A 19670-nucleotide genomic window follows, 5' to 3' on the forward strand; every position below is an offset into this window, starting at 1 on the left:
ATCAGCCACAGTCTCCATCGGCACAGGGCTGAATATACTTAAAAGGATGTCGCCGGGCGCGTACTTGGCGGCCTCCGGGTAGGCGGCCGCGACGGCCTCCACCTGGCGGACCACCTCGGCGACCTGGGCGCCGGCCGCGCCGGTGAAGGACAGCCGGTCGGCGAGCAGCGCGTCCAGCGCGGCCCGGTCCAGCGGGATCCGCTCGTCGGCGGCCAGCCGGTCCAGCAGCTCGTTCTCCCGGGCGCCCGCGCGCATCGCCAGCGCGGAGGCGACGGCGTGCTCCTTGATGACCTCGTGCCCGGTCTCCCGGCCGACGCCCGCGCGCACCGCGCCCATCAGCACCTTGGTGGTGGCGAGGAACGGCAGGTAGCGGTCCAGCTCGGCCTCGATCACCGCGGGGAAGGCGCCGAACTCGTCGAGGACGGTCAGGAAGGTCTCCAGCAGGCCGTCGAAGGCGAAGAACGCGTCCGGCAGCGCGACCCGGCGCACCACCGAGCAGGAGACGTCGCCCTCGTTCCACTGGTCGCCGGCCAGCTCGCCGGTCATCGAGGCGTAGCCGCGCAGGATGACGGCCAGGCCGTTGACGCGCTCGCAGGAGCGGGTGTTCATCTTGTGGGGCATCGCGGAGGAGCCGACCTGGCCCTCCTTGAAGCCCTCCGTGACCAGCTCGTGGCCGGCCATCAGGCGGATGGTCTTGGCCAGGCTGGACGGCGCGGCGGCCAGCTGGACGAGGGCGGTGAGCACCTCGAAGTCCAGCGAGCGCGGGTAGACCTGGCCGACGCTGGTCAGCACGTTCTCGAAACCGAGGTGCCCGGCGACCCGGCGCTCCAGCTCGGCCAGCTTGTCGGTGTCGCCACCGAGGAGGTCGAGCATGTCCTGGGCGGTGCCGACCGGGCCCTTGATCCCGCGCAGCGGGTAGCGGGCGATCAGCTCCTCGAGGCGGCGGAAGGCGACCAGCAGCTCGTCGGTGATCGACGCGAACCGCTTGCCCAGGGTGGTGGCCTGCGCGGCCACGTTGTGCGAGCGGCCGGCCATGACCAGCTCGGCGTGCTGGGCGGACAGCTTGGCCAGGCGCACCAGCACGGCCACCGTGCGGTCCCGCACGTGCTCCAGGGACTGGCGGATCTGCAGCTGCTCGACGTTCTCGGTCAGGTCCCGGGAGGTCATTCCCTTGTGGATCTGCTCGTGCCCGGCGAGCTCGCTGAACTCCTCGATCCGGGCCTTCACGTCGTGGCGGGTGACCCGCTCACGGGCGGCGATCGAGCCGAGGTCGACCTGGTCGATCACCCGCTCGTAGTCGGCGACGGCGGTCGCCGGAACCTCGACGCCGAGGTCCTGCTGGGCCTTCAGGACGGCGAGCCACAGGTGGCGCTCGAGGACCACCTTGTGCTCGGGGGACCACAGCTGGGCCAGGGTCGCCGAGGCGTACCGGGAGGCCAGGACATTGGGGATCTGGGGCTTCGCGCTCACGCTTCGCAAGAGTAACAGCCGAGGTCACGCCGGACGTCGGCGGATGGGGTAGGCTGGGTCAATTGAGCGCCTTTCAGATGACGCTTCGCAGCCTTCTCACCGCAAGGATACCACACCGATGAGCGAACCGCCAGTGACCGCGCGGGACTCCAGCGCCCTCGCCGCGGCCCTGCGCACCGAGCAGGCCCACCTCACCCGGCTCTACGCCCGGCTGGACACCGAGCGTGAACGGGCCCGCCGCACCGCCGACGGCGCCCACGACGGCGCCGGATCCGGCGGCACCCACCAGGCCCGACTGGAGCGCGAGGTGCGCGCCCGCGAAGCCGCCCGCCACGCCGCCCGACTGGAGGCGGTCGAGCGCGGCCTCTGCTTCGGCCGGCTCGACGAGCGCGACGGCACCGTCCACTACATCGGCCGCACCGGCCTGACCGACGAGACGTACGAACCGCTGCTGCTCGACTGGCGCGCGCCGGCCGCCCGCCCCTTCTACACCGCGACCCCCGTCCACCCCGGCCCGGTGGTGCGCCGCCGCCACCTGCACACCCGGGGCCGCACCGTCACCGGCCTCGACGACGAGGCGCTCGACCTCGCCGGGCTGGACGAGTCCGGCCGCGGCACCCTGGTCGGCGAAGCCGCCCTGCTCGCCGCCCTCGACCGCGAGCGCACCGGCCGGATGGGCACCGCCGTCGCCACCATCCAGGCCGAGCAGGACCGGGTGATCCGCTCCCCGCTGCGCGGCGCCCTGGTCGTCCAGGGCGGCCCCGGCACCGGGAAGACGCTGGCCGCCCTGCACCGCGCCGCCTACCTGCTGTTCACCCACCGCGCCGCGCTGGAGCGCCGGGGCGTCCTGGTGATCGGCCCCAACCCCGGCTTCCTGCGGTACATCGAGGAGGTGCTGCCCGCCCTCGGCGAGACCGAGGTGGTGCTCCGCACCGTCGCCGAACTCCTCCCCGGCCTCGCCGCCACCGGCACCGACGACCCCGCCGCCGCCTTCGCCAAGGGCGGCCCCTGGATGGCCGGGGTGCTCCGCGCCGCCGTGGCCGCCCACCAGACGGCCCCCGTCGAGGGCCTGGACCTCGGCGAGGGGCTGCGGGTCTCCGCCCGGGCCTGCGCCGAGGCCCGGGACGCCGCCCGCGGCCTGCGACTGCCGCACAACCGGGCCCGCGCCTTCTATCTGGGCACCCTGCTCGACGCCCTCGCGATCGGCCAGGCGCTCAGCCTCGGCCGACCGTACGACGACGAGGAGGCGCACTACGCCCCGCGCGAGCTGTGGGAGCGGCCGGACGTCCGCGCCGCGCTCGACCCGCTCTGGCCCCGGCTCACCCCGCGGCAGCTGCTCGAACGCCTGCTCACCGACCGGGAGTTGCTCGCCTCAGCGGCCCCCGAGCACGCGACCGCCCTGCTCCGCCCGCCCGGCTCCGAGTGGACGGCCGAGGACGTCCCGCTGCTCGACGAGGCCGCCGAACTCCTGGGTACCGAGGGGCCCTCGGCCCCCACCGGTCAAGACCCGGACGAACTGGCCTTCGCCCAGGGCGTGTTGACCATCACCGGGCAGACCGACGACGTGCTGCTGGACTCCGCCGCCCTGGCCGAGCGCTTCCGCGACGACGGCCCGTACCGCTCCACCGCCGAACGCGCCGCCGCCGACCGCACCTGGGCGTACGGCCACGTCGTCGTGGACGAGGCGCAGGAGCTGTCCGCGATGGCCTGGCGCGCCGTCCTGCGGCGCGTCCCGACCACCTCGCTCACCATCGTCGGCGACCTCGCCCAGACCGGCTCGCCCGCCGGCGCCCGCAGCTGGGCCGAGACGCTCGACCCGCACCTGCCCGGCCGCTGGCGCGAGGAACGGCTCACCGTCAACTACCGCACGCCGGAGCCCGTCATGACCCTCGCCGCCGCCGTGCTGCGCACCGCCGTACCCGGCCACCGGCCGCCCGAGTCCATCCGCCCGGGCACCGAGCGGCCCCGCGCGGTCCGCGTCCCGGCGGGCGGCTTCGCCGCCGCGCTCGCCCGGCTGCCCGTCGGCCCGGGCACCCTCGGCGTGATCGCACCGGACGCCCTGGCCGCGGAGCTGGACGCACTCACCGTCGCGGACGCCAAGGGGCTGGAATTCGACGCGGTCGTGGTGGTCGAGCCGGCCGCGCTCGCCCCGCGCGACCTCTACGTCGCCCTGACCCGGACCACCCGCTCACTCACCCTGCTCCACCACCGGCCGCTGCCACCGGAACTCGCCGGGCTGCTCTGACCGGGACGAAGCACTGGTGGCGTACGGGCGGCGCGGGGTCCTACTGCGCGCCGCCCGTACGACCGGCCAGCACCGGCAGCACCTGGGAGCAGATCGAGTGCAGGGCGATCCGCTGCTCGTCGGTCATCGCCTCGAAGGCCTGATGAGTCCGGGCCATCTCGCCGCGGATGCGGTTCAGGATCTCCCGGCCCTCGGCCGTGATCACCACGATCTTCACCCGGCGGTCACCGGCCGCCGCCTCCCGGTTGGCCAGGCCCAGCGACTCCAGCCGGTCCACGATCCCGGTGACGTTCGAGGCGTCGCAGCCGAGCCTCCCGGCCAGCGCGCGCATCGGCACCGGCTCCTGCACCGCGCCCAGCGCCTTGGCCTGCGAGGAGGAGAGCCCGTGCCGGGCCGCGGCGGCCGCGAAGTCCTGGAAGTACGCCGCACCGACGGAGGCCAGCGCCTCCATCAACTCGGCGTTGGTCGGTACGGTCGTCGTCGCTGTCGAACCCATGGGGCCAGAGTACGACCAGGTGCTTCAGCAACTCAAGCTTTGACCACGGCAACCGTCCGCGAGCCGCCCCGGAACCCTCCGGTGTCAGAGCACCAGCTGGTCGAACAGCCGCCGGAGCTCCGCCTCCGGGTCCGCGGTCAGCCCGGTGTGCACCGGCCCCGGCTGGACGATCGCGCTGCGCGGCGCGGTCAGCCAGCGGAACCGCTGCCCGGCGCTGTCCCCCGCCGCCGGACCGGCCTGCGGGCCGCCGTGGCAGACCGCCTCGATCCCCTGCAGCGCCCGCCGCACGCCCTGCACGTCCGCCACCGGGTCCAGCGCCAGCAGCCGGGCCTGGTCCAGGTGGGTCCGGGCGGCCAGATGCGATTCCTGTCGGCAGTACAGCAGCACCCCGACGTTGACGCACTCGCCGCGCTCGACCCTCGGCACCGCGCGGATCACGGCGTACTCGTAGTCGTGCAGCTCGACGGTGGCCGGCAGCACGGACAGCGTGAACTCGGTCATGCGGGCACCTCCGGCAGCCAGTCGCGCGGACCGGCCAGTCGCTCGGTCAGCTGGGTCCGGTACGCGGCGCGCACCTCGTCGGGCGAGTCGAAGCCGAACTCGTCCACCAGCCAGACCTCGGGGATCTGCGCCACCGCGCCCTCGATCGCCGCCTCGGCGAGCGGCGCGAGCGCCTTGTCGGCCGCCGCCAGGTCCGGCCGGGCCCCCAGCAGCGCGTGGTCGGAGGCGTCGTACGGACGGCGGATCCAGGCGGCGGCACCCGGCCAGTTGTGGTGGAAGATCAGGCTCGCGCCGTGGTCGATCAGCCGCAGCCCGCCGGTCGCCACCAGCAGGTTGGGGTTGCGCCAGGAGCGGTCGACGTTGCCGATCAGCGCGTCGAACCAGAGCACCTGCCCGGCGAGCTCCGGATCCACCTCGAAGCAGAGCGGGTCGAAGTTGAGCGCGCCGCTGACGAAGGCCATCCCGAGGTTGGTCCCGCCGCTGGCCCTCATCTGGTCCTGGATCTGGTGGTCCGGCTCGCTGCGCGCGAGCACCGGGTCCAGGTCGACCGTCACCAGCTCCGGCACCGGCAGCCCGAGCCGCCGGCCGAGCTCCCCGGCCAGCACCTCCGCGACCAACGCCTTGCGGCCCTGCGCCGCACCGACCCATTTCAGCGCGTACAGCCGCCGATCGTCGGCCTCGACCAGGCCCGGCATCGAGCCGCCTTCTCGCAGTGGCGTCACGTACCGGATCGCCGTCACCTCGGGTAGCACGGCCGACAGCCTATCGGTGTCGCCGCCCTTTCCTCTCTCCCCCTCCCGCCGCCACCCCGTTCTCCCTCTTCTCCCTTTTCTCCCCGCCCTCCTCCACCCCACCCCCACGGCCCCGCCCCGGTGGCAGCCCCCGCTGCTCCGTGCGAGTGTGGCGGACAGTAATGGGGACCTTCACGGCAAAGGGATGAGCGATGGAACGACCTCGGATCCTGATCGTGGGCGGTGGCTTCGCCGGCCTGGAGTGCGCCCGCCGCCTCGAACACAAGCTGTCACCGTCGGAGGCCGAGATCTCGCTGGTCACGCCGTTCAGCTACCAGCTCTACCTCCCCCTCCTCCCCCATGTCGCGGCCGGCGTCCTCACCCCGCAGTCCGTGGCCGTCTCGCTGCGCCGTACGCTGCGCCGCACCCACATCGTCCCCGGCGGCGCCATCGGTGTGGACCCGGCCTCCAAGGTGTGCGTCGTCCGCAAGATCACCGACGAGGTGGTGGCGCAGAAGTACGACGTCCTGGTGCTCGCCCCCGGCAGCGTCACCCGTACCTTCGACATCCCCGGCCTCACCGACTACGCCCGCGGCATGAAGACGCTCGCCGAGGCGGCCTACGTCCGCGACCACGTGATCGCCCAACTCGACCTCGCCTCGGCCACCTTGGACCAGAAGGAGCGCGAGTCCCGGCTCCAGTTCGTGGTGGTCGGCGGCGGCTACGCGGGCACCGAGACGGCCGCCTGCCTCCAGCGCCTGACCACCGCCGCCGCCCACCGCTACCCGCGTCTGGACGCCCGGCAGATCAAGTGGCACCTGATCGACATCGCCCCGAAGCTGATGCCGGAGCTCGGCGACCCGCTCGGCGAGGCCGCCCTGGAGGTGCTGCGCGACCGCGGCATCGAGGTGTCGTTGGGCGTCTCGGTGGCCGAAGTCGGCGCCGAGACGGTCAAGTTCACCGACGGCCGGGTGCTCCCCTGCCGCACCCTGATCTGGACGGCCGGGGTGGCCGCGAGCCCGCTGATCGGCACCCTGGACGCCGAGACGGTCCGCGGCCGGCTCGCCGTGACGGCGGAGATGCGGGTGCCGCAGTTCGAGGGCGTGTTCGCGCTCGGCGACGCCGCCGCCGTCCCCGACCTCGCCAAGGGCGACGGCGCGGTCTGCCCGCCGACCGCCCAGCACTCCGCCCGCCAGGGCCGCGCGGTCGCGAACAACGTGATCGCCTCGCTCCGCAACCAGCCCCTGGAGCCGTACTACCACAAGGACTTGGGCCTGGTGGTCGACCTCGGCGGCAAGGACGCGGTCTCCAAGCCGCTCGGCATCGAGCTGCGCGGGGTGCCCGCCCAGCTGGTGGCGCGCGGCTACCACCTGATGGCGATGCGCACCAACGCTGCCAAGTTCCGGGTGGGCGCCAACTGGCTGCTCAACGCGACCGCCGGCGACGACTTCGTCCGGACCGGCTTCCTCGCCCGCCAGCCCGCCCGGCTGCAGGACTTCGAGTACACCGACGCGTACCTGACGAAGGATCAGGTCATCGCGCACGCCCAGTCCCTGCTCGCCAAGGGCTGAGCACGGCGGAACGGCGGAACGGCGCCCCCACGGCCGAGGCCGCGGGGGCGCCGAACCGTGTGCTCACCGTGCGGTGAGGTACATCCCGCTCGCGTCCTGCCCGGCCGTGTTGCGGCACGCGTAGTCACCGCTCGGGCGCGCCCACAGCAGCGTCAGGCAGCGCCCGACCGCCTGCTGGCCGTAGTAGTTGGGGTGCATCGACTCCTGCAGCACGCCCTGCGTGGAGTTGAGGCCGCCGTCCAGGAAGCGCGCCCACTCGCTGGTGGTCGCGGACGGGCCGGAGCTCGCGGTCGGCTGCCGGGTGGCCGTCGAGCAGACCTCGCGGCCCTGCAGCATGTCCGACAGGTCCAGGAACTGCGCGCCCTTGGCGGCGGCGACGCCCGCCAGCGCCTGGGAGATCTGCGGCACCATCGAGTCGCGGGCCCAGTCGGCGTCCCCGTCCCAGAACGGGCAGCCGCCGGTGTTGGAGCGGGTCCAGCCGCTCTCCGGGTACCGCATCTCGGCGCCGCGCGGGATCGGCGACGGGTAGGACTGCAGCACCAGGCGGTAGTCCGACTGCGCGTAGCCGGCGCCGGTCATCACCGCGCGGATCTCGTCGATCGCCTTGCCGACCCCGGCCATCGCGGCGGGCATCTTGGCGTCGATCCCGGACTGCGCGGAGTCGTGGCAGTAGGAGTACCAGATCAGGTAGTCCTGCACGCAGGTGGAGATGACGTCCGAGAAGCCCAGGTCGTTGCCGCCGATCGACAGGGTGATCAGCTTGACGTTGTTCTGCCGTGCCACGGTGGCGAGTTGGTCGGCCTGCGGGGCCTCGCCCTTGAGCGACTGGCCGCCGTTGGCGGCGCGGAAGACGTTGGCGCTGACGGCGCCGGAGCAGGCCAGGTCGATCTCGTTCTGGGCCCCGGTCGAGGCGCTGAGCACCTCGGCGACGTCCGAGCGGTCGCACCCGCTCGCGGCGGTGGCGCCGTAGACCCGCGAGGGGTCGTACGAACTGCCGGTCCAGGCCCGGTCGGTGCCGTTGCGGCCGCCGCCGGTGCCGGCCGCGTTGCCCTTCCAGCGGCCGGCCTCGCCGGAGATGTAGCTGTCGCCGAGGGTGACGCTGGCGGTGGGCCCGGACGGCAGGACGGCCGGTGCGGCCGGGGTGGACGGAGCGGCGGAGGCCGGCGAGGCGACGGCCAGGCCCGCGACGGCGATCGGGAGGGCCAGGGCCGCGGCGAGCAGCCGTCGGCCGGGGCTGCGGGCACTGCGGGTGCTGCGGGCGCTGCTCGAACAGTTCTCGGGCACTGCGGAACTCCTGCGGCTCGGTCCTCCCGGGGAAACGGGGAACGGGAGGACGCCTGGGTGAGGGTGGGCCGCCGGCCGGTGGCGCGATGAAGATGACATGCGCGCGCCCACCACCGCTAGGCGTCTGCGGGAGGTTTCCGCTTTTGTTACCGCCGGGTTCAGACCAACCGGGCGGGCGACGCCCGGACGCCGCCCGCGGTTCACACCCGCCACACCTGCCCCACCCGCCCCGCACCCCAGGGCCCGACCACGACTCACACCAGCCGCGATCCGCCCCCGCCCGCCCCCAGCACCGCCGCCAGGTCCTCCGCCAGCTCCCGCGCGTGGGCCGCCTCCAGCCGCGCCGTGGTGAACCGCAGCCCGGGCGGCGACTGGATCCGGTACCGCGCGCCGGGCGCCGCGACCCAGCCGCGCTGCACCAGCGCCGCCAGCACCGAGGTCTCGTCCGGCACCGGCACCCAGACGTTCAGTCCGCTCCGCCCGTGCGCCGCGATCCCGCGCGCCGCCAGCTCGTCCAGCAGCGCGTCCCGCCGGGCCCGGTACGCGGCGGCCACCCGGTCGGCCGGCGCGGCGTCGCCGCTCCACAGCTCCGCGACGGTGCGCTGAAGCAGGTGGCTGACCCAGCCGGCGCCCAGCCGCAGCCGGCCGGTCACCCGTCCGATCGTCTCCTCGTCCCCGACCGCCACCGAGACCCGCAGGTCCGGCCCGTACGCCTTGGCCGCCGAGCGCACCACCGCCCAGTGCCGGGTGCCCGCCCCGACCAGCGGGTGGTACGGCTGGTCGACCATGCCGTGCCCGTGGTCGTCCTCGATCAGCAGCACCCCGGGGTGCTCGGCCAGGACGGCCTTGAGCGCCTCGGCCCGCCGCGCGGTGAGCGCCGCACCGGTCGGGTTCTGCGCCCGGCTGGTGACCACCACAGCCCGGACGCCCTCGGCCAGCGCGGCGGCCAGCGACCCCGGCAGCGGGCCCTCGTCGTCCAGCCGGACGGGCACCTGCTTCAGCCCCAGCGCGGGCAGCAGGTCGAGCAGGCTGCCCCAGCCCGGGTCCTCGACGGCCACCGCGTCGCCGGGGCGCAGCCGGGCGCCGAGGATCCGTTCGACGGTGTCCAGCGAGCCGGAGGCGACGGCGATCGGGCCGCCGGGCAGGCCGTCGGCCTCGAAGGAGGCGCGGGCGAGCGCGAGCAGCCGCGGGTCGACGCCGGCGTGCCCGTACAGCACGGGGTCGGTGCGCGCGGCCTCGGCGGCGGCCGCGAGGGCCTGGGCGAGGTCGGGCAGCAGGGCCGGGTCGGGGTTGCCGGTGGACAGGTCACGGGCGTGCGGCGGGACGGGGATGCGGATCTGGTCGCGCGGGGTGAGCGCGGGTCTGGGCAGGATGCGGCTGCCCTTGCGGCCGGCGGTCTCGATCACGCCGCGGTCGCGCAGCAGCCGGTAGGCGGCGGCGACGGTGTTGGGGTTGACGCCCAGTTCGGCGGCGAGGTCGCGCAGCGGGGGCAGCGCGGTTCCCGGGGCGAGCTGCCCGCTGCTCACGCCCTGCTCGACGTGGGCCGCGATTTCGCTGGCGCGTCGCCCTTTCAGCGGATAGTCTCCTAGCACAAAGCTAAGTATGCACTAGTACATAGAGGATGTCATGTCGGCCAACCCGGAAGACTCGCCCAGCTACTCCCGCACCCCCAGGACCACCCCCACCCGCTACCGGGACCGGGCCACCTGGGAGCAGGAGGCGATCCACGCCATCCTCGACAGCGCCTACATCTGCCACCTCGGCTTCGTCGTCGACGGCGCCCCCGTGGTCCTGCCGACGATCTTCGCCCGGGTCGGCAGCCGGCTCTATGTCCACGGCTCCACCGGAAGCCGCCCGATGCGCAACGCCTCCGGCGAGCAGGGCATGCCGGTGTGCGTCACCGTCACCCAGGTCGACGCGCTGGTGCTGACCAAGTCCGCGTTCAACCACTCGGTGAACTTCCGCTCGGTGGTCGCCCACGGCACCGCGCACCAGGTCACCGACCCCGAGGAGCTGGACGTCGCGCTCGCCGCCCTGGTCGACCACGCGATACCGGGGCGCTCCGCCGAGGTCCGTCCGGCCAACGCCAAGGAGCTCGCCGCCACCGCCGTCGTCCGGCTGGAGCTGGACGAGGTCTCGGCCAAGACCCGGGAGGACGGCGCCGCCGACGACCCGGAGGACACCGGCCTGCCGTACTGGTCCGGGCTGATCCCGGTCACCACCGTGCACGGCACCCCCGAGCCGCACCCCGGCACCACCGTCCCGCTCCCCGCGCACCTGCGCGGCTACCCCCGCTGACGGGAGGCCCACCCGTGCTGATCAGATCCTGGGACCGCGGCGACGAGGCCGAGTGGCGCGCCTGGCTGGCCGAGGGCCGCGACTTCGGCCTGCTCGCCGCCAACGGCGGCCCCGGCGAGGGGCCGGTGCTGGTCCCGACGCACTTCCTGCTGGACGCCGACCGCGGCGAGATCCTGCTCCACCTCGCCGCGCCCAACCCGCTGCTGGCCGCCGCCCGGGCCGACCCGAAGGTCACCCTCGCGGTCACCGACGGCTACGCCTTCGCCCCGGGCCACTGGCGCGGCGCACCGGGCACGCCCACCAGCTACTACGCCTCGGTCCACTTCCACTGCACCGCCGAGGTGGTGGAGTCCGCGGCCGGCAAGGCGGAGATCCTCAACCGCCAGCTGGCGCACTTCCAGCCCGAGACGCCGGAGGTCCGGGTGGTGCCCGGCGAGGGCGAGCTGGCCCGGCAGCTGCCCGGCCTGCGCGGGCTCCGGCTGACCGTCGACGAGGTGCGGGCCAAGTTCAAGTACGACGACAAGAAGCCCGCCGAGGCGCAGTACGCGATCGCCGACCGGCTCGCCGAACGCGCCGACGGCCGGGGGCGCGGCCGCGACCAGTACGCCGCCGCCCGGGCCCAGCTGCTCCGCCGTCACCGGCGGCGCACGGACGAGCCGCGGGGCGCGGCCGGCCCCGTGGGCGACGCCCCCCGCGCCGACCTCCCGCGCACCGTCGACCGGCGCACCGAGCGGCCGCGCGCCGCCGACTGACCCCGGATCACCCGGTCGGCCGCCCCCTCGGGCAGGTCGGCCGCCGCGCTGCTCGAATGTGAGACGAGCCCTGCCCACTCGGCGTCAGAGCGGGCCCGTCCACCCCCGGGAGCGCGCGTGTCCTCAGTCAACAGCCAACGGGCGGCCGGCGAGGCCCACCTCGGCCACGTGGTGTTCATCTCGGCGGCCGCCGCCATGGGCGGCTTCCTGTTCGGCTACGACAGCGCGGTGATCAACGGCGCCGTGACGGGCATCCAGAAGCACTTCGGGGTCGGCCACGGCACCACCGCCTTCGTGGTGGCGATCGCGCTGCTCGGCTCGGCGGTGGGCGCGGTGATCGCCGGCCGGCTCGCCGACCGCCTCGGCCGGGTCCGCACGATGCTGCTGGCCGCCGCCCTGTTCGCGGCCAGCGGCATCGGCTCGATGTTCCCGCCGAACATCGAGACCCTCGCCACCTGGCGCGTGGTCGGCGGCATCGCGATCGGCATCGCCTCGGTGATCGCCCCGACCTACATCGCCGAGGTCGCCCCGACCGCGTACCGCGGCCGGCTCGCCTCCTTCCAGCAGATGGCGATCGTGCTCGGCATCACCGTCTCCCAGCTCGCCAACTGGGCCCTCAACCAGGCCGCCGGCGGCGAGTCCACCAACCACCTCGGCGGCATCCAGGCCTGGCAGTGGATGCTCGGCGTCGAGGCCATCCCGGCCCTGGTGTACGGGCTGATGGCGCTCGCCATCCCGGAGTCGCCGCGCTTCCTGATCGCCGACCACCGCGAGGAGCAGGCCCGCAAGGTGCTGGTCGAGGTCGAGGGCGAGGGCGTGGACCTGGACGCCCGGGTCGCGGAGATCCGCTCGGTGCTGGAGTCCAGCCACAAGCCCCGGATGAAGGACCTGATGGGCGGCCGCTTCGGCCTGCTGCCGATCGTCTGGGTCGGCATCGGCGCCTCGGTGTTCCAGCAGTTCGTCGGCATCAACGTGATCTTCTACTACTCGTCCCTGCTGTGGCAGTCGGTCGGCATCAACGAGTCCAACTCGCTGCTGATCAGCCTCTCCACCTCGATCATCAACGTGATCGGCACGGTGATCGCGATGGCCCTGGTGGACCGGATCGGCCGCAAGCCGCTCGCCCTGGCCGGCTCGATCGGCATGGCGGCCGCGCTGGGCACCGCCGCCTGGGCGTTCTCCTACCGGGAGGGCACCGGCGACACCGCCACCCTGGACAACACCCACGCCACCGTCGCCCTGGTCGCCGCGCACGTCTTCGTGCTCTGCTTCGCCTTCTCCTGGGGCGTGGTGGTCTGGGTCTTGCTCGGCGAGATGTTCCCCAACCGGATCCGCGCGCTGGCGCTGTCCGTCGCCGCCTCGGCGCAGTGGATCGCCAACTGGGCGATCACCGTCAGCTTCCCGGACCTCGCCGACTGGAACCTCTCCGCGACGTACGTCATCTACGCGGCCTTCGCGCTGCTCTCCATCCCGTTCGTGGCCTTCTGCATCAAGGAGACCAAGGGACGCGCCCTGGAGGAGATGGGCTGACCCGGACCGCCCCGCCGAACTCCCGCCGCTCGCGGCCCGACCCACCGAGAGGAAGCCATGCCTGACCAGGGCGGCTCCCGGCAGAACGTCACCTTCCCGAGCAACGGCCGTACCGCGCACGGCTACCTGGCCCGCCCGCCGCAGGGCGTCGGACCGGGCCTGGTGGTGGTGCAGGAGTGGTGGGGCCTGACCTCGCACATCGCCGACATGGCCGACCGCTTCGCCGCCGAGGGCTTCACCGTCCTCGCCCCCGACCTGTTCGGCGGCGCCACCACCCACGACGGCACCGAGGCGGCCCGCTTCCGGCGCGAGCTGCCGGTCGACCGGGCGGTGGAGGACCTGGCCGGGGCGGTCGACCACCTGCTCGCGCTGGACGGCGTGGTCGGCGACGCGGTCGGCGTGGTCGGCTTCTGCATGGGCGGCGGCTTCGCCCTGCTGCTGGCCGCCCGGGCCGGCGACAGGGTGGCCGCCGTGGTCCCGTTCTACGGCCTGCCGCCCGACCCGGACTTCGACTACCGCGGCCTGACCGCCCACGTGCTCGGCCACTTCGGCGAGCTGGACGGCTCGATCCCGATGGCCGCCGTGGACGAGGCGGCGATCCGGATCGGCGAGGCCACCGACGTCCGCCCGGAGATCCACTTCTACCCGGCCGGGCACGCCTTCATGAACGACGAGAACCTGATCGGCACCTACGACCCGCTCCAGGCCCGGATCGCCTGGCGCCGCACCGTCACCTTCCTCTGGGGCCACCTCGGCTGACGGGGCCGGAACGGCCGACGGGGCAGCCCTCGACGTTCGGGGCCATCTCGGCCGACGGGGCGGACTCGGCCGACGGGGCAAGCTCGGCTGAAACCCCACCCTCCCGACGCCCCGGTACGACAACCGGATGGACACCCGTACGCCCCCACGGCATAGTCTCCGGGTGCCGACCCCACCCTCACGCCGCTTCGCCTGGGCGAGCCGCAACTTCCGCATCCAGACCGCCGCCACCGTGGTCAGCGGCCTCGGCAACGCCGGCGCCCCCATCGCCACCGCCTTCGCCGTGCTCGGCACCGGCGGCACCACGACAGAGGTCGGCTACGTCACCGCCGCCCGGCTGGTGCCCACCGTCCTGCTGATGGTGGTCGGCGGCACCCTCGCCGACCGCCTGCCGCGCCACCTGATCATGGTCGCCGCCAACGTGTTCAGCGGAGTCTCCCAGGCCGTCCTGGCCGCCCTGGTGCTGACCGGTGACGTCCGGCTCTGGCAGATGCTGGCACTCTCCGCGGCCGGCGGGGCCGGCTACGCCCTCTACTCCCCCGCCTCCGGCGGCATGATCATGCAGGCCGTCCCCCAGGAACACGCCGCCCGCGCCTTCGCGGTCTTCCGGATGGGCCTCAACGCCTCCCAGATCGGCGGCGCCGCCCTCGGCGGGGCGCTCACCGCCCTCGTCGGCCCGGGCTGGGTGCTCGCCCTGGACGCCCTGTGCTTCCTGGTCGCCGCCGCCCTCCGCTTCTTCCTGGAGCCGGAGAAGGCCCCCGCGTCCTCCGGCAGCAGCATGCTGCGCGACCTGCGCGAGGGCTGGCGGGAGTTCGCCTCCCGCCGCTGGCTCTGGGTGATCGTGCTCCAGTTCTCGGTGCTGGTCGCCTGCATCAACGCGGTGGAGTCGGTGTACGGGCCGACCGCCGCCAAGGAGCGGCTCGGCGGGGCGGGCGCCTGGGGCCTGGCGATGGCCGCCTACGGCGTCGGCCTGGTGGCCACCGGCGTGCTGATGACGCGCTGGCGGCCGCGCCGGATCCTGCTGGTCGGCAACTGGGGGGTCTTCCTGTTCGGCGTGCCCGCCCTGGCCCTCGCCGCCGAGGTGCCGCTGCCGCTGCTGGTCGTCGCGATGTTCCTGTCCGGCGTCGGCGTGACCGTCTTCGGCGTCAACTGGATGGTCGCGCTCCAGCAGGAGATACCCGAGGAGATGTTCTCCCGGGTCACCGCGTACGACGAGCTCGGCTCCTACTCGCTGGCCCCGGTCGGCACCGCGCTGGCCGGCCCCGCCGCCGTGGCGCTCGGCCTGTCGGGCGCGCTCTGGGCGTGCGCCGCCGCCTGTCTGGTGCTCAGCGCGGTCGTCCTGCTGGACCCGCAGGTGCGCCGGCTGAGCCGTCGGGGCACGACGGACGCACCGGTGCCCGTCAGCGAGCCCGCGCCCGCTCCATGAGCCCCCTGTGCGCCCCGCGTGCGCCCGCCCGTGGGCAACCGCCGGTGCGCGGGTGACGTCCGAAGTGTCAGGAAACACCACCGTCTCCGAGGGGCCACCGGTGCCGAAGCCACTGCTGTTCCTGGACGTCGACGGCGTCCTCAACCCGGTCCGCCCCCACCCGGACGCCGGGTTCGACACCCACACCCTGTTCGGCTACACCGTCCTGCTGTCCGCCCGGCACGGCACCTGGCTGCGCGAGCTCTCCGGAACGTACGACCTGGTCTGGGCGACGACGTGGGAGGAGAACGCGAACACCCACATCGCCCCGGCGATCGGCCTGGACCCGCTCCCGGTGGTCACCTTCACCGGCTACGTCCCGCAGCCCGGCGACCCGCGCGTCCCGCTGATGGAGCTGTTCTCCGCCGCCAAGTGGGCCCCGCTGCTGCGCTACGCCGCCGACCGGCCGTTCGCCTGGGTGGACGACGTCATCCCGCCGCGGCTGGTCCGCCGCTCCCGGTTGCGCCGGGACCGCCTGCTGCTGCCCGTCGACCCCGGCGAGGGCCTGGAGCGCCGACACGTCGACCGGCTGCTCGCCCGTCCGCCGCGCGGCCGGGCGCGGTCGCTCAAGGGGTCGGCAGCCAGCTGACGTGCCCGGCCAGCAGCGCGTACCCGACAAAGGCCACCGTGTCGATCAGCGCGTGCGCCACCACCAGCGGCATCACCCGCCCCCAGCGCCGGTACAGCAGGCAGAACACCGCGCCCATCACCATGTTGCCGACCAGCCCGCCGACCCCCTGGTAGAGGTGGTACGAGCCGCGCAGCACCGAACTCGCGGCCACCGCCGCCGGCCAGGACCACCCGACCTGCCCCACCCGGCGCAGCAGGTAGCCGAGGACGACGACCTCCTCCAGGATCGCGTTCTGCCAGGCCGACAGCAGCAGCACCGGCACCCGCCACCACACGTCCGGCAGCCCGGACGGCGCCACCGTCAGGTTGTACCCGGCCGCCTGCGAGGCCAGGTAGAGCGCCAGCCCCGACCCGCCGATCGCGGCCGCGACGGCGGCGCCCCGCCCCAGGTCGCGCAGCTTCTGCCCGAGGTCGAAGCCCAGTACCCGCAGCGCGACGCCCTCGCGCACCAGCAGGTACCCGACCAGCACCACCGGCATCAGCCCGCGCCCGATGTAGTACAGCTGCCACACCAGGTCCAGCCAGGGCCGCCCGGGCGCCCGCGAGCCGTTCAGCGTGGCAACCTGCTGGCCGAGCTTGAGCGGTTCGGTGAGCGAGCCGGTGAAGCTGATCAGCGCGCTGATCCCGCTGGCCCCGAGCGAGAGGCCGAGGACGATCAGCAGTTCCGCGCCGAACAGCCGACGGGTGGGCTTCGCGGTCTCCGGCGCGGTCGGGACGGTGGTCACGGGGGCTCCAGCGGACGGGCGGTCGCTCCGGCCGTCGGCCGACCGCCGGAGCGATCATCCTGACACAGCCGCCGGACCGCCCCGACGGGGAGGGCTCAGCCCACCGGCCAGGTGTGCACCGGCTCGCCGCCGCGCATGAGTTCGGCGTAGCGCCTGGTCATCGCCGCGAGCGCGGCCGGCCGGTCCATCCCGTACTGCTCGCGCAGCCGGTGGAAGGTGGCGGTCTGCCAGGACGCGCCGTTGGTGCGGCGCAGGCAGCGCTGCTCGATGATGCCCAGGTAACGGTCCCGGTCGGCGGGCTCCACGCCCCACTCGTCCAGCCCCTGGTAGGCCATCGGCAGCAGCTCGTTGAGCACCAGGTCGACCGCGGACACGGTCTGCAGCCCGCCGCCGCGCCCGGCCCGCCCCGAGCGCGGCCACTGGAACACCGCGTCGATGCCGTACCGGGCGCCCTGCTGGAAGTTCTCGTCCGCCCGCTCGAACGGCAGCCGGGTCCAGATCGGCCGGGGCTGCTCGGCCAGCACCCGCACCAGCCCGTAGTAGAAGGCGGCGTTGGCGAGCGTGTCGGCGACCGTCGGCCCGGCCGGCAGCGCCCGGTTCTCCACCCTCAGGTGCGCCACCCCGCCCGCGATGTCGTACACCGGGCGGTTCCAGCGGTAGATGGTGCCGTTGTGCAGCCGCATCTCGGCGAGCCTGGGCGCGCCGCCGGAGGCCAGCACCTTCATCGGGTCCTCGTCGTCGCAGATCGGCAGCAGCGCGGGGAAGTACCGCAGGTTCTCCTCGAACAGGTCGTACGCCGAGTCCACCCAGCGCTCGCCGAACCAGGTGATCGGGCGCACGCCCTGGGCCTTGAGCTCCGCCGTACGGGTGTCACAGGCCTGTTGGAAGAGCACCGGACGGGTCTCCCGCCACAGCTCCCGCCCGAACAGGAAGGGCGAGTTGGCGCCGAGCGCGAGCTGCGGCCCGCAGATCGCCTGGGCCGCGTTCCACACCGAGGAGAACCGCTGCGGGGTCACCTGGAGGTGCAGTTGGAGCGAGGTGGCGGCGGCCTCGGCCACCATGGTGATCGACTCCAGCTGGAGGTGCTCGACGCCCTCGATGTCCAGCGCGATGTCCTCCCCGCGGGCGGCCAGGATCTGGTCGCTGAGCAGGCTGTACCGCTGGTTGTGGCTCATCGCGTCCAGCCCGGTGTGGGCGTGCTCCAGGGTCGGCAGGATGCCCACCATGACGATCCGGGCGCCCGCCTCGGCCGCCTGCCGGTCGGCGTAGCGCAGCCCGGTGTCGATCTCCTCGCGCAGCTCCTCGAACACGTGCCCGCAGAGCCGGTGCGGCGTGATGTTGACCTCGATGTTGAAGCGGCCCAGTTCGGTCTGGAAGTCGCTGGAGCCGATCGCGCTCAGCACCTGCGCGTTGTTCATGGCCGGCAAGCCCTGCTCGTCGGCCAGGTTGAGCTCGATCTCCAGGCCCATCACCGCCCGCGGCCGGTCGAAGCGGTCCTCCCGGATCATCCGTCCGAGCACGTCCAGACACGTGTGGAGCTTGCGCCGGTAGAGCTGCCGGTCCGCCAGTTCCGCCCGAGTCGCCACGACCTTCTCGCCCACGGTCCCCTCCTCCAGAGCCACCCCGTCGAGCACCCGGTCGACCGACCGTGCAAGCATGATGCCCACCGCGAAGATCGATACCCGAACGTGCGTACTGGCTTGCAATGCAAGGCATCTGACGGAAAATCAGACGAACTGTGGACTTGCCCGACACCACAGCCTGTGATAAACAGATCACCCTGCGCACCTGTTCGAATTCGCACAGCGCTCCGGCCGGTCCGCCTCGCCCCGAAAGCCCTCGTCGAGGCGGCGACCGCGCCGGCACCGCGATCCTGCACAACCGGACACGGCCCGGCCCCGTCACCGACGACGCGTCGCCCCGCCACGCCGGTATGCCGCACTCGCACGCCGATCTCGCTTGGAGAGGCGGACCCCGCCATGACTCTGCAAACCCCCCAGCCCCCGCCGAGCGCCCTGCGCGCCGTCCTGGGCGCGCTCGACTCGGAGACCGCGCTGCGCCAGCCCGCCGCCGCAGCACTGCGCCATCCGACCGGCCCACTGCTCCCCGCCCACCCGCTCGCGGTGCACGTCCTGAACGGCCCGCGCCCGGAGCTGCCGGCCGCCCGCCGCACCGGCTGGCGCTTCCTGATCAAGGACGGCGCCGAGGTGGCCGCCGCCGCCGAGGTGGTGCAGAGCGCCGAGGGCCACAGCTTCTCCCACTTCACCGCCGGCCCCTACCTCGACTCGACGGTCCGGGCGCTGCGCGAGGCCTGGCAGCTCGCCCAGGGCTCCCGGACCCGCCGGCAGCCCCGGCTGCTGACCTTCCCCGGCCAGTACGCCACGGCGCTCTGGCTGCACAACCCCGACGCCGACCCGGACGGCGACCTGCTGATCCCCCTGGCCCCGGCCCCGCTCGGCGTCGCCGCGCACCGCGCCCGGCCCGCCGCCGAACTGCTGCCGCTGCTCGCCCGCGCCCCGCTCGCCGGGCCGCTGCTGCTCGGTACCTCCTGACCCGCCGACGCCCCACGGGCCGCCGGGCCCACCCGCCCGGCGGCCCTCGACCGCGCCCGCGCCCGCGCCCAAACCCTCACCCGAACGGTGACCACCCGTCCGGGCCATTCGGCATGGCCCCAACGGGCCATGTCCCGACTGACCCACCGGTGCGCCTTTTCCCGTCGGCCCCACCTGAACGGGTGATCTCTACCCGGGAGTTGTGGCGCATGTCACGAAATCCCTGCGCGCGGCTCCCGGGATGCCGACACTGGGAACCAGCGTGGAAGGACCCCCTGTCCTACCCACTTGGGCGCCGGCCCACACTTGGCCGGCGCGCGGACAGGATCCGACCACCGCGGCGGCCCCGGACGGCACCACCTCCGGCGACCGCACCACGGGGAGGATCGCAGAGCGAAGCGAGGGTACGCATGTGCCAGCACCGTCCTGAGTGCCCGACGGCCGAGTCCGAGGACCGCGAGGCGGCCGTATCGGTGGCCCGTCACCCGGAGCAGGGCTGGAGCCTGCTCTGCAACGGCGTCGTCCTGTTCGAGGACACCGGCGAACTGCTGCCCGACGGCCGGGTGATCGCCCCGCGCCGCCCCGTCGCCCACGCGGCCTGACCACCCGGTCCGACCGTACGGCGGGGGCAGCCGCCGACCAGCGCAGACGGGCAGGGCTG

18 protein-coding genes are annotated in these 19670 nt (G+C 73.9%); 10 read left to right on the plus strand and 8 right to left on the minus strand.

Annotated elements, in window-relative coordinates; translation table 11 throughout:
* The coding region (gene purB / locus ACFU7Z_RS16115) for an adenylosuccinate lyase (protein WP_380777888.1) at positions 1-1470 on the minus strand (1470 nt) is incomplete at its 3' end.
* A 118-nt stretch (positions 1471-1588) separates the two neighbouring features.
* Here purB and ACFU7Z_RS16120 point away from each other — a divergent pair.
* Entirely contained in the window at positions 1589-3715 is a 2127-nt protein-coding gene (locus ACFU7Z_RS16120) for a HelD family protein (RefSeq protein ID WP_380777889.1), read from the plus strand.
* Positions 3716-3755: 40 nt separating this feature from the next.
* On the opposite strand, the gene ACFU7Z_RS16125 is transcribed toward ACFU7Z_RS16120, so the two are convergent.
* From ACFU7Z_RS16125 to ACFU7Z_RS16135, 3 genes are all read right to left on the minus strand, one after another.
* Positions 3756-4211 carry a MarR family winged helix-turn-helix transcriptional regulator gene (locus tag ACFU7Z_RS16125; protein WP_049652396.1) on the minus strand — a complete coding sequence of 152 codons (456 nt, stop codon included), beginning with the start codon at positions 4209-4211 and terminating at the stop codon, positions 3756-3758.
* A gap of 84 nt (positions 4212-4295) precedes the next feature.
* Positions 4296-4712 carry a DUF3037 domain-containing protein gene (locus ACFU7Z_RS16130; RefSeq protein ID WP_049652398.1) on the minus strand — a complete coding sequence of 139 codons (417 nt, stop codon included), beginning with the start codon at positions 4710-4712 and terminating at the stop codon, positions 4296-4298.
* Positions 4709-5464, minus strand: a complete 756-nt coding sequence (locus ACFU7Z_RS16135) for a HipA family kinase (RefSeq protein WP_049652400.1) — start codon at positions 5462-5464, stop codon at positions 4709-4711. Before ACFU7Z_RS16135 ends, ACFU7Z_RS16130 begins: the two co-directional genes overlap by 4 nt.
* Before the next feature lie 191 nt (positions 5465-5655).
* Here ACFU7Z_RS16135 and ACFU7Z_RS16140 point away from each other — a divergent pair, with 191 nt between their 5' ends.
* Entirely contained in the window at positions 5656-7014 is a 1359-nt protein-coding gene (locus tag ACFU7Z_RS16140; protein WP_049652402.1) for an NAD(P)/FAD-dependent oxidoreductase, read from the plus strand.
* A 63-nt stretch (positions 7015-7077) separates the two neighbouring features.
* On the opposite strand, the gene ACFU7Z_RS16145 is transcribed toward ACFU7Z_RS16140, so the two are convergent.
* Both ACFU7Z_RS16145 and ACFU7Z_RS16150 read right to left on the minus strand, forming a co-directional pair.
* Entirely contained in the window at positions 7078-8298 is a 1221-nt protein-coding gene (locus ACFU7Z_RS16145) for a GDSL-type esterase/lipase family protein (RefSeq protein WP_380777890.1), read from the minus strand.
* Between the two features lie 254 nt (positions 8299-8552).
* Positions 8553-9890, minus strand: coding sequence for an aminotransferase class I/II-fold pyridoxal phosphate-dependent enzyme (locus ACFU7Z_RS16150; RefSeq protein WP_380777891.1), 1338 nt, complete (start codon positions 9888-9890; stop codon positions 8553-8555).
* A gap of 34 nt (positions 9891-9924) precedes the next feature.
* Between ACFU7Z_RS16150 and ACFU7Z_RS16155 the strand changes: the two genes are divergently transcribed.
* The 6 genes from ACFU7Z_RS16155 to ACFU7Z_RS16180 all read left to right on the plus strand — a co-directional run bounded on the left by ACFU7Z_RS16155 (position 9925) and on the right by ACFU7Z_RS16180 (position 15691).
* A complete protein-coding gene (locus tag ACFU7Z_RS16155; protein WP_380777892.1) occupies positions 9925-10596 on the plus strand; it encodes a pyridoxamine 5'-phosphate oxidase family protein in 672 nt (223 codons plus the stop codon).
* A 14-nt stretch (positions 10597-10610) separates the two neighbouring features.
* Positions 10611-11348, plus strand: a complete 738-nt coding sequence (locus ACFU7Z_RS16160; protein ID WP_380777893.1) for an FMN-binding negative transcriptional regulator — start codon at positions 10611-10613, stop codon at positions 11346-11348.
* Positions 11349-11465: 117 nt separating this feature from the next.
* Positions 11466-12878: a sugar porter family MFS transporter gene (locus ACFU7Z_RS16165; RefSeq protein ID WP_074004470.1), complete on the plus strand. Its 1413-nt coding sequence runs from the start codon at positions 11466-11468 to the stop codon at positions 12876-12878.
* 57 nt (positions 12879-12935) lie between these two features.
* Positions 12936-13637, plus strand: a complete 702-nt coding sequence (locus ACFU7Z_RS16170; RefSeq protein ID WP_049655503.1) for a dienelactone hydrolase family protein — start codon at positions 12936-12938, stop codon at positions 13635-13637.
* Positions 13638-13800: 163 nt separating this feature from the next.
* Positions 13801-15063, plus strand: a complete 1263-nt coding sequence (locus ACFU7Z_RS16175; protein WP_234348529.1) for an MFS transporter — start codon at positions 13801-13803, stop codon at positions 15061-15063.
* A gap of 100 nt (positions 15064-15163) precedes the next feature.
* Positions 15164-15691, plus strand: a complete 528-nt coding sequence (locus tag ACFU7Z_RS16180; protein WP_380777894.1) for an HAD domain-containing protein — start codon at positions 15164-15166, stop codon at positions 15689-15691.
* Here the strand turns inward: ACFU7Z_RS16180 and ACFU7Z_RS16185 are convergent.
* Positions 15669-16457, minus strand: coding sequence for a CPBP family intramembrane glutamic endopeptidase (locus ACFU7Z_RS16185; protein ID WP_049655508.1), 789 nt, complete (start codon positions 16455-16457; stop codon positions 15669-15671). The genes ACFU7Z_RS16180 and ACFU7Z_RS16185 overlap by 23 nt on opposite strands.
* Positions 16458-16552: 95 nt before the next feature.
* Entirely contained in the window at positions 16553-18058 is a 1506-nt protein-coding gene (locus ACFU7Z_RS16190) for a glutamate--cysteine ligase (protein WP_049655516.1), read from the minus strand.
* 378 nt (positions 18059-18436) lie between these two features.
* On the opposite strand from ACFU7Z_RS16190, the gene ACFU7Z_RS16195 reads away from it, so the two are divergent.
* Both ACFU7Z_RS16195 and ACFU7Z_RS16200 read left to right on the plus strand, forming a co-directional pair.
* Positions 18437-19009: a hypothetical protein gene (locus ACFU7Z_RS16195; RefSeq protein WP_074004468.1), complete on the plus strand. Its 573-nt coding sequence runs from the start codon at positions 18437-18439 to the stop codon at positions 19007-19009.
* Positions 19010-19419: 410 nt separating this feature from the next.
* Positions 19420-19611: a DUF5999 family protein gene (locus ACFU7Z_RS16200; RefSeq protein WP_049659119.1), complete on the plus strand. Its 192-nt coding sequence runs from the start codon at positions 19420-19422 to the stop codon at positions 19609-19611.
* Positions 19612-19670 lie beyond the last annotated feature (59 nt).

The sequence above is a fragment of the Kitasatospora sp. NPDC057518 genome (assembly GCF_042802075.1).
In the GTDB taxonomy this organism is placed as follows: domain Bacteria; phylum Actinomycetota; class Actinomycetes; order Streptomycetales; family Streptomycetaceae; genus Kitasatospora.